This window comes from Rhodococcus sp. ZPP (assembly GCF_017656075.1).
Classification (GTDB): domain Bacteria; phylum Actinomycetota; class Actinomycetes; order Mycobacteriales; family Mycobacteriaceae; genus Rhodococcus_F; species Rhodococcus_F oxybenzonivorans.
Genome location: NZ_CP058638.1, coordinates 511278 through 527702, shown reverse-complemented (window position 1 = coordinate 527702; position 16425 = coordinate 511278). Strand labels below are relative to the sequence as shown.

General features: G+C 65.7%; 15 protein-coding genes. 12 read left to right on the top strand and 3 right to left on the bottom strand.

Annotation, left to right across the window (positions count from 1 at the left end):
- Positions 1 to 8 precede the first annotated feature (8 nt).
- The 10 genes from argC (at position 9) to HYG77_RS02355 (ending at position 11892) form a co-directional block, all read left to right on the top strand.
- Entirely contained in the window at positions 9 to 1064 is a 1056-nt protein-coding gene (gene argC / locus HYG77_RS02400; protein ID WP_109329428.1) for an N-acetyl-gamma-glutamyl-phosphate reductase, read from the top strand.
- Positions 1061 to 2302, top strand: coding sequence for a bifunctional glutamate N-acetyltransferase/amino-acid acetyltransferase ArgJ (argJ, locus tag HYG77_RS02395; RefSeq protein WP_204164922.1), 1242 nt, complete (start codon positions 1061 to 1063; stop codon positions 2300 to 2302). Before argC ends, argJ begins: the two co-directional genes overlap by 4 nt.
- Complete coding sequence (gene argB / locus HYG77_RS02390; protein WP_109329429.1) at positions 2299 to 3225, top strand: acetylglutamate kinase; 927 nt, start codon at positions 2299 to 2301, stop codon at positions 3223 to 3225. The genes argJ and argB overlap by 4 nt, the downstream gene beginning before the upstream one ends.
- Complete coding sequence (locus tag HYG77_RS02385; protein WP_109329430.1) at positions 3222 to 4421, top strand: acetylornithine transaminase; 1200 nt, start codon at positions 3222 to 3224, stop codon at positions 4419 to 4421. Before argB ends, HYG77_RS02385 begins: the two co-directional genes overlap by 4 nt.
- The gene (argF, locus tag HYG77_RS02380) at positions 4418 to 5365 is read left to right on the top strand and encodes an ornithine carbamoyltransferase (RefSeq protein WP_109329431.1); all 948 of its coding nucleotides are present in this window, start codon (positions 4418 to 4420) and stop codon (positions 5363 to 5365) included. Before HYG77_RS02385 ends, argF begins: the two co-directional genes overlap by 4 nt.
- Positions 5362 to 5880, top strand: coding sequence for an arginine repressor (locus HYG77_RS02375; RefSeq protein ID WP_230990167.1), 519 nt, complete (start codon positions 5362 to 5364; stop codon positions 5878 to 5880). The genes argF and HYG77_RS02375 overlap by 4 nt, the downstream gene beginning before the upstream one ends.
- Before the next feature lie 47 nt (positions 5881 to 5927).
- On the top strand, positions 5928 to 7127 hold the full coding sequence (locus HYG77_RS02370; RefSeq protein WP_109329432.1) for an argininosuccinate synthase: 1200 nt from the start codon (positions 5928 to 5930) through the stop codon (positions 7125 to 7127).
- Between the two features lie 2 nt (positions 7128 to 7129).
- Complete coding sequence (gene argH / locus HYG77_RS02365; protein ID WP_109329433.1) at positions 7130 to 8548, top strand: argininosuccinate lyase; 1419 nt, start codon at positions 7130 to 7132, stop codon at positions 8546 to 8548.
- 108 nt (positions 8549 to 8656) lie between these two features.
- Positions 8657 to 11641 (top strand): acyl-CoA synthetase, encoded by a 2985-nt coding sequence (locus HYG77_RS02360; RefSeq protein WP_109329434.1) that lies wholly within the window; start codon positions 8657 to 8659, stop codon positions 11639 to 11641.
- A 38-nt stretch (positions 11642 to 11679) separates the two neighbouring features.
- Positions 11680 to 11892, top strand: coding sequence for a Trm112 family protein (locus tag HYG77_RS02355; RefSeq protein ID WP_109329435.1), 213 nt, complete (start codon positions 11680 to 11682; stop codon positions 11890 to 11892).
- A 15-nt stretch (positions 11893 to 11907) separates the two neighbouring features.
- Here the strand turns inward: HYG77_RS02355 and HYG77_RS02350 are convergent, their stop codons facing one another.
- Genes HYG77_RS02350 through HYG77_RS02340 form a run of 3 tightly spaced genes read right to left on the bottom strand, consistent with a single transcriptional unit; the run spans position 11908 to position 13999 of the window.
- The gene (locus HYG77_RS02350; RefSeq protein ID WP_208961762.1) at positions 11908 to 12516 is read right to left on the bottom strand and encodes a TetR family transcriptional regulator; all 609 of its coding nucleotides are present in this window, start codon (positions 12514 to 12516) and stop codon (positions 11908 to 11910) included.
- Positions 12513 to 13268 carry an ABC transporter permease gene (locus HYG77_RS02345; RefSeq protein WP_208961761.1) on the bottom strand — a complete coding sequence of 252 codons (756 nt, stop codon included), beginning with the start codon at positions 13266 to 13268 and terminating at the stop codon, positions 12513 to 12515. Before HYG77_RS02345 ends, HYG77_RS02350 begins: the two co-directional genes overlap by 4 nt.
- Positions 13268 to 13999: an ABC transporter ATP-binding protein gene (locus HYG77_RS02340; protein ID WP_208961760.1), complete on the bottom strand. Its 732-nt coding sequence runs from the start codon at positions 13997 to 13999 to the stop codon at positions 13268 to 13270. The genes HYG77_RS02345 and HYG77_RS02340 overlap by 1 nt, the downstream gene beginning before the upstream one ends.
- A gap of 92 nt (positions 14000 to 14091) precedes the next feature.
- On the opposite strand from HYG77_RS02340, the gene HYG77_RS02335 reads away from it, so the two are divergent.
- The gene (locus HYG77_RS02335; RefSeq protein ID WP_208961759.1) at positions 14092 to 14709 is read left to right on the top strand and encodes a DNA-3-methyladenine glycosylase; all 618 of its coding nucleotides are present in this window, start codon (positions 14092 to 14094) and stop codon (positions 14707 to 14709) included.
- Between the two features lie 8 nt (positions 14710 to 14717).
- Positions 14718 to 15995 carry a tyrosine--tRNA ligase gene (tyrS, locus tag HYG77_RS02330; protein WP_244373427.1) on the top strand — a complete coding sequence of 426 codons (1278 nt, stop codon included), beginning with the start codon at positions 14718 to 14720 and terminating at the stop codon, positions 15993 to 15995.
- Positions 15996 to 16425 lie beyond the last annotated feature (430 nt).

Sequence of the window (16425 nt, the reverse complement as noted above, 5' to 3'; positions counted from 1 at the left end):
TCAATCGTATGACTGAGCACGCGCGAGAACCGATCAGGATTGCCGTCGCCGGCGCGAGCGGATACGCCGGAGGCGAGGTGTTGCGTCTGCTGCTGGGGCACCCGTCCTACGCCGACGGGTCACTCCTTATCGGCGCGCTCACCGCCGGTGGTAGCGCCGGATCGAGTCTCGGCTCACATCACCCGCATCTCCTCCCGCTCGCCGACCGCATTCTCGAGGACACCACGGTCGAGACTCTCGGCGGCCACGATGTCGTCTTCCTCGGTTTGCCCCACGGCAATTCGGCGCAATACGCGAAAGCCCTGCCCGAATCCACCGTGATCATCGACTGCGGCGCCGACTTCCGGCTCTCCGACGCCGACGACTGGGAGCGGTACTACAAGAGCCCACATGCCGGCAGCTGGCCCTACGGACTTCCCGAGCTGCCCGGTGCGCGCGAAAAGCTCACGGGCGCGACCCGGATCGCCGTGCCCGGCTGCTTCCCGACGGTGTCGAGCCTGGCGCTGGCCCCCGCCGTCGCGGCCGGTGTCGTGGAACCACGTGTCACGATCGTCGCGGTCACCGGGGCGTCCGGTGCGGGCCGCGCACCCAAGGCGGATCTGCTCGGCTCCGAGGTGATGGGCTCGGTGCGCGCCTATGGCGTCGGCGGCGTACACCGGCACACTCCGGAGATCATTCAGAACCTGTCCGCACTCGCAGGTGAACGGGTCACCGTGTCGTTCACCCCCGTGCTGGCGCCGATGCCCCGCGGCATCCTCGCCACCTGCACCGCAGTGACCACAGCATCCGAGGACGAGATTCGGGCGATCTACGAAAAGGCCTACGCCGACGAACCTTTCGTGCACGTGCTTCCGGCGGGAATGCTGCCACAGACGGGCGCGGTCACCGGGTCCAACGCCGTTCAGATCGCTGTCACAGTCGATGCGGACGCCGGTCAGCTCGTCGTCGTCGCCGTGATCGACAATTTGACCAAGGGCACCGCCGGAGGGGCCGTGCAATCGATGAATCTCGCGCTCGGGTTACCCGAGACCGCCGGGCTTTCGACAGTGGGAGTCGCACCGTGAGCAACGACAGAATCGACACCGCCTACACCCGCGACATCGCGGGCGGCAAACTCGTCCGCACCCAAGGGGTGTCCGGTCCGGCCGGGTTCCGGGCGTCGGGGATCAAGGCGGGCATCAAGGCCAACGGAAACGCCGATCTCGCGCTCGTGCTCAACGAAGGTCCCGAGCTCGCAGCTGCGGGGGTGTTCACCACCAACAAGGTGAAGGCTGCCCCGGTGCTGTGGTCACAACAAGTCCTGACGACGGGCCGGCTGCGCGCAGTCGTACTCAACTCCGGTGGGGCCAACGCATGTACGGGCGCCGGCGGATTTCAGGACACGCACAGGACGGCCGAGGAAGTCGCGTCCGCGCTCAGTAACTGGGGAACCGAGACCGGCGCGGTCGAGGTCGCGGTGTGCTCGACGGGTCTCATCGGTGACCGGCTACCCATGGACAAGCTTCTTCCCGGCGTCACCGAGGCGGTGCACGAACTGGCCGGCGGCATCTCGGGTGGCACCGACGCGGCCTACGCCATCATGACCACGGACACAGTTCCGAAACAGTCGGCCCTGCACCACGCTGACAAGTGGAATGTCGGCGGGATGGCGAAGGGCGCCGGCATGCTCGCGCCCGCGCTGGCCACCATGCTCTGCGTCATCACCACCGATGCGGTGGCCACCGCCGCCCAACTCGATGCGGCTCTGCGTGCGGCCACCCGCGTGACTTTCGACCGCCTCGATGTCGACGGTGCGACGTCGACCAACGACACTGTGCTGCTCTTGGCGTCCGGTGCGAGCAACGTCGCCCCCAGCCAGGCGGAACTCGATGCCGCGGTCACCGCGGTGTGTGACGACCTCGCCGACCAGATGATGGCCGACGCGGAAGGAGTCACCAAGCGGGTGCGCGTCACCGTCCGTGGAGCCGCGAGCGAGGACGACGCCCTGATCGGTGCCCGAACCGTGGCCCGCGACAGCCTCGTCAAGACAGCAATCTTCGGCTCCGACCCCAACTGGGGGCGTGTGCTCGCCGCCATCGGTATCGCACCGATAGAGTTGGACCCGGACAAGATCGCGGTCTCGTTCAACGGGTCCCCGGTCTGTATCGACGGGGTCGGTGCGCCAGGCGCCCGTGACGTGGACCTGAGCGGTGTCGACATCGCCCTCGACATCGACTTGGGTGTCGGCGCGCATGCCGTGACAATCCGGACCACGGACCTCTCACACGCCTACGTCGAAGAGAACTCGGCGTACTCGTCATGACCCCGGGCAGCGAAACACTGGTCGGAATCACCGATCACCAGAAAGCACACGTGCTCGCCGAGGCCCTGCCGTGGCTGCAGCAGTTCCGTGGCAAGGTCGTGGTCGTGAAGTACGGCGGCAACGCCATGATCGACGACGCACTGAAGACGGCGTTCGCGGCCGACATGGCGTTTCTCCGAACGGTGGGAATCCACCCGGTCGTCGTGCACGGCGGCGGACCCCAGATCAATGCCATGCTTGCCAAGCTCGGAATGACCGGCGAATTCAAGGGTGGATTCCGGGTCACCACGCCCGAGGTGATGGACGTGGTGCGGATGGTGTTGTTCGGCCAGGTCGGCCGCGAACTCGTGGGCCTGATCAATGCGCACGGGCCCTACGCGGTCGGTATTTCCGGCGAGGACGCCCACCTGTTCACTGCGACCAAGCGCACCGTGATGGTCGACGGGAATCCCACCGACATCGGCCTCGTCGGTGACGTCACGACGGTCAGTCCGGACGCGGTGCTCGACCTGATCCATGCCGGCCGGATACCGGTGGTCTCCACTATCGCGCCCGATTCGGACGGCGTGGTGCACAATATCAACGCCGACACGGCGGCAGCGGCGCTCGCCGAGGCGATCGGTGCCGAGAAGCTGGTCGTCCTCACCGATGTCGAGGGGCTGTACACCAACTGGCCGGATCGGGATTCGCTGGCCACGCAGATCGACGCTGCGGCGCTGGCGCAGCTCCTGCCGAGTCTCGACGCCGGAATGGTGCCGAAGATGGAGGCCTGCCTCCGGGCTGTCCGCGGCGGCGTGCCCACCGCGCACGTGATCGACGGGCGCATCCCGCATTCGGTGCTGCTCGAACTCTTCACCGGTGAGGGCATCGGAACCATGGTGACCCCGACACCGTCGTCATCTACCGAGGGAGTTGTCTCATGACCGGAACTCCGGAACTTCAGCAGCGGTGGTCGGGCGCGCTGATGAACACGTACGGCGTCCCCCGGGTTGCGCTGACGGGCGGCCGCGGTGCCGTGCTGACGGACGCGGAGGGTAAGCAGTACGTCGACCTTCTCGCCGGCATCGCTGTCAACATCCTCGGACACGCGCATCCGGCGATCATCGAGGCGGTCACCCATCAGCTGTCAACGCTGGGACATGTGTCCAACCTCTATGCCAGCGAACCCGCGATCGCCCTGGCGGAGGAATTGCTCTCGCACCTGGGCGCACCCGGCCGGGTCTTCCTGTGCAATTCGGGGACCGAGGCCAACGAGGCGGCTTTCAAGCTCGCCCGCGCGACAGGTCGCTCCAAGATCATCGCCGCGGAAAACTCCTTCCACGGCCGCACGATGGGCGCGCTGGCGCTCACCGGGCAGGCAGCCAAGCGTGCCCCGTTCGAACCGATGCCGCCCGGTGTCGAGCACGTGCCGTACGGCGATCTCGATGCGCTGGACCGCGCCGTCGACGAAGACACCGCGGCGGTCTTCCTCGAACCCATGATGGGTGAGAGCGGCGTCGTCGTTCCTCCGGAGGGGTATCTGGTCGGTGCGCGGAAGATCACCGCGGACCGCGGTGCGCTGCTGGTGCTCGACGAGGTGCAGACCGGGATCGGCCGGACCGGTTGGTTCTATGCCCATCAGTCCGTCGGCATCGTTCCCGACGTCATGACGCTGGCAAAGGGACTCGGTGGGGGAATGCCGATCGGCGCCTGTATTGCCACGGGCGCGACCGCAGATCTGTTCGGGCCCGGTAAACACGGCACCACCTTCGGCGGGAACCCGGTGTGCGCGTCCGCGGCGCTCGCCGTGCTCCGCACGATCGCCGAGGAAGACCTCGTCTCCCGCGCCGACGCACTCGGGAAGTCGCTGTCTGCGGGTATCGAGGGGCTCGGACACCCCTTGGTCGACCACGTCCGCGGCGCCGGGTTGCTGCTCGGCATCGTCCTCACCCAGGACGTCGCACCCGCCGTGGAGAACGCGGCGCGCGAGGCCGGTTACCTGCTCAATGCTGCACAGCCCGGTGTCATCCGGTTGGCTCCACCGCTGGTGCTGACCGACGATCAGGCCGAAGGCTTCGTTGCGGCACTGCCCGCAATCCTCGACAACGCGCAATCGGCCGCTCAGCCGGGAAAGCAGTGACGATCGTGGTGAAACACTTCCTGCGGGACGACGACCTGACCCCTGCGCAGCAGGCCGAGGTTCTCGACCTCGCAGCCCGGCTCAAGAAGAATCCCTTCGCGGAGCGCCCGCTCGAAGGCCCGCGCGGTGTCGGCGTCATCTTCGAAAAGAATTCCACCCGTACCCGGTTTTCGTTCGAGATGGGCATCGCCCAACTGGGTGGCCACGCCGTGGTGGTCGACGGACGCAGCACCCAGCTCGGCCGCGAGGAGACACTCCAGGACACCGGCCGGGTGCTGTCGAGGTACGTCGACGCAGTCGTCTGGCGGACGTTTGGGCAGAAGCGCCTCGAGTCGATGGCCTCCGGGGCGAGCGTTCCGATCGTCAACGCCTTGTCCGACGAGTTCCATCCGTGTCAGGTCCTGGCCGACCTTCAGACACTGGCCGAGCGGAAGGGATCGTTGAAGGGCCTGAAACTGACCTACCTCGGGGACGGCGCCAACAACATGGCCCATTCCCTCATGCTCGGCGGAGTCACCGCGGGCGTCGACGTCACGATCGCGAGCCCGGACGGATTCGCGCCGCTGCCGTGGGTGGTCGAGGTGGCGCGGGCACGCGCGGCCGAGACCGGTGCCACGATCACGTTGGCGAGCGATGCGCACTCGGCGGTCGCGGGAGCGGACGCACTCGTGACCGACACGTGGACGTCGATGGGACAGGAGAACGACGGGCTCGACAGAGTCGGACCGTTCCGTCCTTTCCAGGTCGACGAGGCACTGCTCGCGCGAGCCGATTCCGAAGCCGTGGTTCTGCACTGCCTTCCCGCCCACCGCGGTGAGGAGATCACCGACGCTGTGCTCGACGGACCGCAGAGCGTGGTGTGGGACGAGGCCGAGAACCGGCTTCACGCGCAGAAGGCGCTTCTGGTGTGGCTTCTCGCACAACGATCCGGGGATCGTCCGTGAGTCCGGTTCCGCCACATCGAGTGGGTGCCACCAACGCGGCGACCGCGCCGACGCGGGCAGGGCGTCAGGCCCGGATCGTGGCGATCCTTTCGACCAACCCGGTCCGCAGCCAGACCGAGCTCGCGTCCCTGCTGGCCGCAGAAGGGATCGACGCCACCCAGGCCACGCTCTCCCGTGACCTCGAAGAACTGGGGGCCGTCAAGCTGCGCGCGGCCGACGGTGGTGCCGGCGTGTACGTGGTACCCGAGGACGGGAACCCGGTGCGCGGAGTCTCGGGCGGAACGGACAGATTGGCGCGATTGCTGGGGGAGTTGCTGGTGTCCACGGACTCGAGTGGCAACCTGGCGGTGCTGCGAACGCCTCCCGGGGCTGCGCACTATCTGGCGAGTGCACTCGATCGGGCATCATTACCTGACGTCGTGGGAACCGTAGCCGGCGACGACACCCTTCTCGTGGTGGCCCGTGAGCCGCTGACCGGGGCGGAACTCGCGGCGAAGATCGAATCCCTCGCCTGACAACTGAATCATCTCTACAGATCTTCAACCTAAGGAGCACAAGGACCATGGCCGATCGCGTCGTACTCGCCTACTCGGGCGGGCTGGACACCTCAGTCGCCATCAGCTGGATCGGCAAGGAGACGGGCAAGGAAGTTGTTGCTGTCGCCATCGATCTCGGCCAGGGCGGCGAGGACATGGAGGTCGTGCGCCAGCGTGCGCTCGACTGCGGCGCGGTCGAGTCGGTCGTGGTGGATGCACGGGACGAGTTCGCCGACGAGTACTGCCTCCCGACCATCCAGGCCAACGCCCTGTACATGGATCGTTACCCGTTGGTGTCGGCGATCAGCCGCCCGTTGATCGTCAAGCATCTCGTCGACGCGGCCCGCGCCTACGGCGGCACCACCGTCGCGCACGGCTGCACCGGCAAGGGCAACGACCAGGTCCGCTTCGAGGTCGGGTTCGGTTCGCTGGCCCCGGACCTCGACGTGATCGCTCCCGTTCGCGACTATGCATGGACCCGTGAGAAGGCCATCGCGTTCGCCGAGGAGAACGAGATCCCGATCAATGTCTCGAAGAAGTCACCGTTCTCGATCGATCAGAACGTGTGGGGCCGCGCGGTCGAGACCGGCTTCCTCGAGGATCTGTGGAATGCACCGACCAAGGACGTCTACGACTACACCCAGGACCCGACCGTCAACTGGCAGGCCCCGGACGAACTGATCATCAGCTTCGAGGAAGGCCGCCCCGTCGCGATCGACGGCAAGCCGGTGTCGGTCCTCGAAGCAATTCAGGAACTGAACCGTCGCGCCGGCGCTCAGGGGGTCGGTCGCCTCGACGTCGTGGAAGACCGGCTGGTGGGCATCAAGAGCCGCGAAATCTACGAGGCTCCGGGCGCCATGGTGCTGATCAATGCGCACCAGGAACTCGAGCACGTCACGCAGGAACGCGAACTCGGCCGCTACAAGCGGCAGACGGAGCAGCGCTGGAGCGAGCTGGTGTACGACGGCCTGTGGTTCTCGCCGCTGAAGGTGGCACTGGACACTTTCATCGCGAAGACCCAGGAGCGCGTTTCGGGTGACATCCGCCTGGTTCTGCACGGCGGCGCGATCATCGTCAACGGCCGCCGGAGCAACCAGTCGCTCTACGACTTCAACCTGGCCACCTACGACGAGGGCGATACCTTCGACCAGTCGTTCGCCAAGGGGTTCGTGCAGATCCACGGTCTGTCCTCGAAGGTCGCCGCGAAGCGCGATCTGGGCCTGTAGGCATGACGGCGCACGGCACCAACGAAGGTGCGTTGTGGGGCGGTCGGTTCGAGTCCGGACCCGCCGCCGCCATGGCGGCCCTGAGCAAGTCGACCCACTTCGATTGGGTTCTCGCACCCTATGACGTGCGTGCGTCGCAGGCGCACGCCCGGGTCCTGCACAAGGCGGGACTGCTCAGCGCGGAGGACCTCGCGACCATGCTGGGTGGGCTGGACAGCCTGGCAGCCGATGTGGCGAGCGGAACATTCGGTCCGAGTGAATCCGACGAGGACGTGCACGGCGCCCTCGAACGGGGCCTGATCGATCGCGTCGGCCCGGAAGTCGGGGGACGCCTGCGGGCGGGACGCTCACGAAATGATCAAGTGGCGACGCTGTTTCGCATGTGGTTGCGGGATGCGGTCCGCCGGGTCGCGGCCGGGGTGTTGGACGTCGTGGATGCGCTCGCGACGCAGGCGGCCGCGCATCCGTCCGCGGTGATGCCCGGCAAGACGCACCTGCAGGCCGCCCAGCCGGTTCTGCTGGCACATCATCTGCTGGCGCACACGCACCCCTTGCTGCGAGACGTGCAGCGCCTGCGGGACTTCGACGTGCGAGCCGCGGTGTCCCCGTACGGTTCGGGGGCGCTCGCCGGGTCCTCACTCGGACTCGACCCCGAGGCGATCGCCGCGGAACTCGCGTTCGACTCTTCAGCCGAGAACTCGATCGACGCGACGTCGTCGCGGGACTTTGCGGCCGAGGCCGCGTTCGTGCTCGCGATGATCGGCGTGGATCTGTCGCGGATGGCGGAGGAGGTCATCCTCTGGAGCACCCCGGAATTCGGCTACATCACGCTGGCCGATGCCTGGTCGACGGGTTCGTCGATCATGCCGCAGAAGAAGAATCCGGACGTGTCCGAGCTGACTCGCGGGAAGTCGGGCCGGCTGATCGGCAACCTGACGGGTCTGCTGGCCACGTTGAAGGCGCAGCCGCTCGCTTACAACAGGGACCTGCAGGAAGACAAGGAACCGGTTTTCGATTCGGTGGCACAACTCGAAATGCTGCTGCCTGCGATCACCGGGCTGATCTCGACTCTCGAGTTCCACACCGACCGGATGGCGGAATTGGCGCCCGCCGGTTTCACGCTGGCCACGGATATCGCCGAGTGGCTGGTTCGCCAGGGCGTACCGTTCCGCGTCGCCCATGAGGCGGCGGGTGCCTGCGTGCGTGTCGCCGAGGCACGAGGTGTCGGCCTCGAGGATCTCACCGAGGAGGAACTGGCAGCAGTCGATCCTTCCCTGACGCCGGACGTTCGGGAGGTGCTCACGGTCGAGGGCTCGATCGCGTCGCGCAACGCCCGCGGTGGCACCGCCGGTATCCGGGTAGCCGAGCAGTTGGGTGGTGTTCGCCGACTCTCCGAGTCCATGCGGGAATGGTGCCGGTGAGGCCTCCGTCGTCGACCCTCCAATAGGGCAGTGTGACGCGTCGGGCGCAGTAGGGTGAGGGCGGCGGCAGTGAGACGTTCGTCGCGGTTCGAGAGTGGGAGAGTATTCGTGGGTTTTTCTACCGAAACGGTAAAGGGCCCGATCCGTCGGGTGGTGGCGACGGCGCAGAACGGTTTGGAGGTAATCCGCCTCGGCGGACTCGAGACCGACCTGACCACCTCGCCGTTCGAGGTGGTCGAACGGCGGCCTATGTATCGACTCCGGCGATACTTTCCCGACACCGACCCGGCGGAGGTCGGCCCTCCCATCGTGCTGGTGCCGCCGATGATGATGTCGGCTGACGTCTACGACGTGACCCGCGATCAGGGCGCCGTGGGCATCCTGCACGAAATGGGGATCGATCCCTGGGTGGTCGACTTCGGCTCGCCGGACACCGAAGAGGGGGGATGGGACAGAAATCTCGCCGATCACATCGTCGCGATCAGCGAGATCATCGACAAGGTCCGTGCCCACACCGGCCGCGACGTCCATCTCTCGGGGTATTCGCAGGGTGGCATGTTCGCCTACCAGGCGGCTGCTTACCGCCGCAGTCGCAACATTGCGAGTCTGGTTACGTTCGGCAGCCCCGTGGACACTCTGGCCGGTCTGCCGTTCGGAATTCCCGCCGGATTTGCGAGCGACGCAGCGGCTTTCCTCGCGGACCATGTGTTCAACCGTCTCGCGGTGTCCGGGTGGATGGCGCGCACGGGTTTCCAGCTCCTCGACCCGGTGAAGACCCTCAAGTCCCGTCTCGAATTTCTTCGGCAACTGCACGACCGGGAGGCGCTCCTCCCACGGGAACAACAGCGCCGGTTTCTCGCGACCGACGGATGGGTTGCCTGGTCGGGTCCCGCAGTGGCGGAGCTGCTCAAGCAGTTCATCGTCCACAACCGGATGATGACCGGCGGTTTCGTCATCAAGGACCGCGTCGTGTCACTCGCCGAGCTCACCTGCCCGATCATGGCGTTCGTCGGTGAAGTCGACGACATCGGGCAGCCGCTCGCGGTCCGCGGGATTCGCCGGGCCGCACCGCGTGCCAATGTGTACGAATCTACTTTGAGGGTAGGGCATTTCGGGCTCGTGGTCGGTTCAGCGGCGGCCGCGCACACATGGCCGACCACGGGTGAATGGGTGCGGTGGAACGAGGGTATGGGGCCTAAACCGTCCACTGTGGATCTCATGCGGTACGACGAACACTTCGGCAGCGAGACCGGAGTGTCGATCAGCGATCGCATCATCCACACGGTGGCCTCGGTCGCGGAAGTCGGTGTGGGGGTCGGCAAGGGGATCACAGGATTCGCCTCGGGAGCGGTTCGCGGCACGGTGGAACTGTCCGGTGAGGCCACGCGCGCTCTTCCGCGGCTCGCGCGTCTCGGCCAGATGCAACCGCACACTCAGATCTCCCTCAGCCGGCTTCTGGCGGAGCAGCGTCGGAAGGCGCCGAACGGCGAGTGCTTCCTCTTCGACAACCGGGTACATACCTACGAGGCGGTGAACCAGCGGATCGACAATGTCGTTCGCGGATTGATATCCGCCGGCGTGCGGCCTGCTGCACACGTCGGTGTGGTCATGGAAACCCGGCCGAGCGCGCTGGCTGTCATCGCGGCGCTGTCCCGGCTCGGCGCCGTGGCAGTTCTCCTTCCTCCGGGCCGCGAAATCCACACCGCTATCCGGATCGACGGCGTCGAACGCATCGTCACCGATCCTGAGAATCTCGACGCCGCCCTCGCCACCGGAATGCAGGTTCTCGTCCTCGGTGGGGGAGACCTCCGCAGTCTCGATGTCGAGCCCGGGTCGAACGTCGTCGATCTCGAGCAGATCGACCCGGAGTCCGTCGCTCTGCCAGGCTGGTACCGGCCCGACCCCGGGCTGGCACGAGAGCCGGCGTTCATCATCTGCAGTGAATCCAACGGGCACTGGGAGACCAAGCAGATCACCAACTACCGCTGGGCGCTGTCTGCCTTCGGTACCGCCTCGGCCGCCGATCTCGACCGCGGCGACACGGTGTATTGCATTGCTCCTCTGCATCATTCATCCAGTCTCCTCGCAGCAGTGGGGGGAGCGGTGGCGGGCGGCTCACGTATCGCCCTGTCGAAGGGCCTCGACGCCGAGCGCTTCACCGAGGAGGTCCAGCGTTACGGCGTAACCGTCGTCAGCTACACGTGGACGATGATGCGTGAAATCCTCGATGCGGAAAGCCTCGATCTGCTCGGTAACTACCCGATCCGCCTGTTCCTCGGTTCCGGTATGCCACAGGGGTTGTGGCGGCGCACCACCGAGTGTTTCGCGCCCGCGAAGGTGCTGGAGTTCTACGCGTCGACCGAAGGTGATGTCGTTCTCGCGAACGTCGCAGGCGCCAAGATCGGGTGCAAAGGCAGGCCGTTGCCGGGCAGCGCCGACGTGCGGCTGGCCGCATACGACCCGATCTCCGGACGTCTACTCGAAGACGATCGGGGCTTCGTCCGCGAATGTGCGGACAACGAGGTCGGTCTACTCCTCGGCAGGGCGGGCGTGCACGGTGAAATGTCCGGTGTGGCCCTGCGGGGCATCTTCGCCGCCGGCGACGCGTGGATCGCGACGGAAAATCTCTTCCGCCGCGATGCAGACGGTGACTTCTGGCTGGTCGATCACAAGAAGACCGTCATCGCCACCGCCCGAGGACCTGTGTTCACGCAACCGATCGTGGACGCCCTGGCGGCCGTCGACAGGATAGACCTGGCCGTGGCCTACGGTATCGAGGTCGGCGGCAGCACGTTGGCGGTTGCGGCCTTCACCCTCCGCGACGGACGCCCGCCACGGCTGGCCGATGTGGCGGAGGCCATCGAAGCACTCCCGTTCGGGTGGCGTCCCGACATCGTCCATGTGGTCGACGCCATCCCGCTGGGCTCGTCGTTCCGCCCCAATGCCGACGGTCTGAGTGCGGCGGGTCTGCCGAAGCCGGGCACCCGCGTCTGGTATCTCGACTCGAACTCACAGGAGTACAAACGGTTGACGAAAGCGGTAGCAGCGCAGTTCCACGACGGCTCGGCCGGCATGCCCGCTGGTGCGCGGTAACCTGAGGCTGCTCACCCGAACGGTTGGAGAGGACATCCGTGGTTATTGATCCGACACTGCTCAGCATTCTGGCGTGCCCGCAGGACAAGGGCCCGCTGCTGCTGGTCGGAGACGAGTTGCTCTACAACCCTCGACTTCGGCGCGCCTATCCCATCGAGAACGGGATCCCGGTTCTCCTCATCGACGAGGCGCGGGACGTGGACGCCGAGGAGCACGAGCAGCTGGTCGCCCGGGCGTCTGCGCAGTCGTGATCGCGGCGCGTTGAATCAGCCCGGCACGGGTCCGGTGAGATAGCGCTGGAGCGTCGGCGCTATCACGTCGACCAGGTCCTCGATCGGTAGAGAAGCGAGGGGTTCGAACTCGAGGATGTACCGGGTCACCAGAATCCCTACCATCTGCGACGCCACCAGCTGCATACGCAGGATCCCGGTTCCGGGTGGCTCGTCGACTCTCGGGCCGAGGTCACGAAATACCACTTCCACGAGGAACGTTCGGATCAAGGTCGGTTCATTTCCCGCCATCGCGGAACGGAACGCCGCGACAACTGCCGGTCGGTGCGGTGACTCCCAGACCGAGAAGACAGCTTCCGCGAGATGGCGCCCGACCTCGTCGGTCGGGATGTCGAGGACCGGTGCAATCACCTGGGTGGGGTCGACGGGAATGTCGACGGAGTCCAGGAACAGCTGGCGTTTGGTCCCGAAGTAGTGATGCACGAGCGCCGCATCGACGCCTGCACTCAGGGCGACTGCGCGTACACTCGTTTTGTCGAACCCATTCTGCGCGAACAGCTTTCGTGCGACTGTCAGTATCCGAGATCGAGTGTCCTGATTTCCGGGTCTGCGGCCCGAACGCGTTCGTGCGCGTGGTGCCGTCATGGTGTGCGACGCCTCAGTGTGGCGGCTCCGAGCGACAGCGCGAGTAGTGCGAAGGCGGCGACCACGGTGAGATCGCGCCACATGATCCCGGTGGTTCCCGGATGGGTCGCGACCTGTTGGAGCGCCTCGACGGCGTAGCTCAGTGGCAGGACGTTGCTGATCCATTCGAGCCAGGTGGGTAGCTGATCGCGGGGGACGAGCAGCCCGCACAGGAACAGTTGGGGAACCACGATGACGGGCATGAACTGCACGGCCTGGAACTCGGTGCGGGCGAAGGCGCTGCACAGGAGGCCGAGCGCAACACCGAGAATCGCGTTCAGTACCGCGATCAGCAGAACCCAGCTCACGCTGCCTTCGGTGTCGAGACCCAGGAAGCCGAATGCGACGGCGCAGGCCAGTGCGGCTTGTGCGGCGGCTGCTGTGGAAAAGGCCGCCGCGTAGCCGCCGAGAAGGTCCAGTTTGCCCAGTGGTGTCGTGAGGAGGCGTTCCAGGGTTCCCGACGTGCGTTCGCGTTGCATCGCAATCGACGTGACGAGGAACATCACCACGAAGGGAAGGATGCCGAGCATCGTGATCGCGACACGCTCGAAAAGCGATTGCTGGCCGGGGGCCGCCGGGACGTTCTGGTACAGGAAATACAGCAGCACCATCAGCAGGCTCGGTACCCCGAGGATCATGGCGACCGTGCGATGGTCGGCCCGCAACTGCGCGAGTATTCGACCTGCCGTTGCGAGGAAGATTCTGGCGTTCATCAGTTTTCACTTCCCACCTGTGACGTGCGGATCAAGGTCAAGAAGGCATCTTCGAGGCTCGACTCACCGGTCTGGCGGCGCAGGCCGGTGGGAGATTCCTGCGCGAGTACGTGCCCGTCGCGCATCAGGAGCAGCGAATCACAGTGTTCGGCCTCGTCCATCACATGGCTGGACACCAGGAGGGTCGTTCCTCCGGCAGCGAGGGCCTCGAACCGCTCCCACAGTTCGACACGAAGCAACGGATCGAGGCCGACGGTGGGCTCGTCGAGTACGAGGATCTCCGGGTCCGCGACCAGTGCGCAGGCGAGTGAAGCTCGTCCGAGTTGGCCCCCGGAGAGGTCCGCTGCTTTCTGGCCGGCGAACCGGGTGAGTCCGACAGCGTCGATCGCGTCGGTGACCGCACCTGCCGGCCGGCCGTAGAGCGCGGCGTAGTACGCGACGTTCTTCTTGACGGTGAGGTCGGTGTACACGCTAGGTGTTTGGGTGACGTACCCCACACGGCTCCGTAGCGAGACCGAACCAGCGGGCGATCCCAGGACGGTGACGGAACCGGACTCCACGATTTGAGTACCGACCACGCACCGCATCAGTGTCGTTTTGCCGCACCCGGAAGGACCGAGAAGTCCGGTGATGGACCCGCCCGGTACTTGCACGTCGACGCCGTGCAACACCTCGTTCTTTCCTCGCCGTACGCGGAGATCCCGGATGTCGATCGCAGGGCTGCCGTTCATGGCGTGCCTCAATTCATCACTGGGTGAATTCACTGCCTGATGAATTATGCGTCCACGAGAGCTGTGCGTCAACGGTTGGGCACAATCGGAGGGTGACTGTCGATCGACTTGCCGAGGCCCACCCCACCGAAGCCGCAAGAATCGTGCTGGGGTCCACCTTGATCGTCGCGGACGTACGCCTTCGCATCGTCGAGGTCGAGGCGTACGGCGGAGAAGCAGAGGGACCATGGCCGGACCCGGCATCGCACTCGTATCGGGGGAAGACGCCGCGGAACGCGGTGATGTTCGGTCCGGCCGGACACCTGTACGTGTACCGCAGCTACGGAATGCACTTCTGCATGAATGTGTCGTACGGGCCGGTCGGGACGGCCGGCGGAGTGCTTCTGCGCGCAGGTGAAATCCTCGACGGTGCGGAAACTGTCCGCGCACGACGATCGCGGGTCACCCGGCCGGCTGATTTCGCGCGGGGTCCCGGAAACTTGGGGTCGGCCACCGGCGTCACCCTCGCCGACAACGGTGCGCCGCTGTTCGCAGCCGATTCACCGATTCGGCTCGAGATCACCGAGTCGGAAGGATGGGTGAGTGGTCCCCGGGTGGGGGTCAGCGCGGCCGCTGACCGGCCGTGGCGTTTCTGGATTCCCGAGTCCGCTGCCGTGTCGGCCTATCGGAGAAGCCCGCGTGCGATGCCCGTCGACGAGCGGATGGGATGATCGATCACGTGACTGAGAACATCATCGATGAACTGACCTGGCGCGGGCTGATCGCTCAATCAACCGATCTGGACGCATTGCGTCGTGATCTCGACGCCGGACCGGTCACGCTGTATGCGGGGTTCGACCCGACTGGACCCAGTCTGCACGCCGGGCACCTGGTACCTCTGCTCGCGCTCAAACGGTTCCAGCGCGCAGGGCACCGGCCAGTGGTCCTGGCAGGTGGCGCGACGGGACTCATCGGTGACCCGCGTGATGTCGGTGAACGGACAATGAACTCCTCCGACACGGTGGCCGCGTGGGCCGATCGGATCCGCGGCCAACTCGAACGGTTCGTCGACTTCGACGATTCCCCCAGCGGCGCCGTCGTCGAGAACAACATGAATTGGACCGGGAAGCTGTCGGCGATCGACTTCCTCCGAGATGTCGGCAAGCATTTCTCGGTCAACGTCATGCTGGCGCGGGACACGGTGAAACGTAGGCTCGAATCCGACGGCATGTCCTACACGGAGTTCAGCTACATGCTGCTCCAGGCCAACGACTACCTCCATCTGCGCCGTAGCCACGGGTGCACATTGCAGGTGGGCGGGTCGGATCAGTGGGGCAACATCATCGCCGGTGTCGACCTGAACCGCCGTATCGACGCTGCGACGGTGCACGGACTCACCGTTCCGTTGGTGACTTCCGCCGACGGTAAGAAGTTCGGCAAGTCGACGGGTGGTGGCAGCCTGTGGCTCGACCCCGAGATGACGAGCCCCTACGCCTGGTACCAGTACTTCGTGAACACGAGCGACGCCGATGTCGTGAAATACCTGCGATGGTTCACCTTCCTTTCGCCGGAGGAGCTTGCGGAGCTCGAGTCGGCGACAGTTGAACGTCCGCATGCTCGCGAGGCTCAGCGGAGGCTGGCAGCGGAAATGACAACTCTGGTCCACGGAGAAGCGAACACCCGCGCCGTGGAGCTGGCTAGCAAGGCACTGTTCGGCAGGGGTGAATTGCGAGATCTCGACGAACCGACGCTGGCTGCGGCGCTCCGCGAAGCGGCGGTCGCAGAGTTGGCGCCCGGGGCACCTGCCAGCATCGTGGATCTGCTTGTGCTCAGCGGGCTGTGCGAGAGCAAGGGCGCTGCCCGCCGTGCGGTGAAGGAAGGCGGTGCGTCGGTGAACAACCGCAAGATCAGCAGCGAGGAGTGGACCCCCTCGGGCGACGATCTTCTCCATGGAACCTGGCTCGTGGTTCGGCGCGGTAAACGGCACTTCGCCGGCATCCAGGTGGCGGCGCGCTAGGGTGCCCGGCATCACACGGTTGTAAGTTCGGGACGTGATCCGCAGGTGGCTGACGCTGTGCGCGTTCCACCTGCGGATTTAACGCGCTGGACTTCTCCGAACTGGGGATTTGACGCTCCGTTATCCGTCGCGTAACTTATTTCAAGTCAGAGCGACACGGACACCGACTCCGGCCGGAAGGCGGGGGACACGAGGTTGGACGAAGGCGCCTGAACTTCCCGAAGACGCTGATCGTGATTGGTGTGTTCGAGATGTCCTGGAAGTTCCCGTTTGCATCGGGAGGTGACAGGAGTTAGGCTGGAGCGGTTGCCCCGGATCGGTCGGAGATATTGTCTTCGGGTGTGATGGTGTGTGCGTGTTCTTTGAGAACTCAACAGTGTGTCGATGAATGTCAGTGCCAAATTGTTTTGGTACTCCGCATCACGGATGA

What these genes read in the sequence shown, in the direction of transcription:
- argC (WP_109329428.1), top strand. Translation starts at nt 9, where the DNA reads ATGACTGAGCACGCGCGAGAACCGATCAGGATTGCCGTCGCCGGCGCG.
- argB (WP_109329429.1), top strand. Translation starts at nt 2,299, where the DNA reads ATGACCCCGGGCAGCGAAACACTGGTCGGAATCACCGATCACCAGAAA.
- HYG77_RS02385 (WP_109329430.1), top strand. Translation starts at nt 3,222, where the DNA reads ATGACCGGAACTCCGGAACTTCAGCAGCGGTGGTCGGGCGCGCTGATG.
- HYG77_RS02370 (WP_109329432.1), top strand. Translation starts at nt 5,928, where the DNA reads ATGGCCGATCGCGTCGTACTCGCCTACTCGGGCGGGCTGGACACCTCA.
- argH (WP_109329433.1), top strand. Translation starts at nt 7,130, where the DNA reads ATGACGGCGCACGGCACCAACGAAGGTGCGTTGTGGGGCGGTCGGTTC.
- HYG77_RS02350 (WP_208961762.1), bottom strand. Translation starts at nt 12,516, where the DNA reads ATGACGGCACCACGCGCACGAACGCGTTCGGGCCGCAGACCCGGAAAT.
- HYG77_RS02345 (WP_208961761.1), bottom strand. Translation starts at nt 13,268, where the DNA reads ATGAACGCCAGAATCTTCCTCGCAACGGCAGGTCGAATACTCGCGCAG.
- HYG77_RS02340 (WP_208961760.1), bottom strand. Translation starts at nt 13,999, where the DNA reads ATGAACGGCAGCCCTGCGATCGACATCCGGGATCTCCGCGTACGGCGA.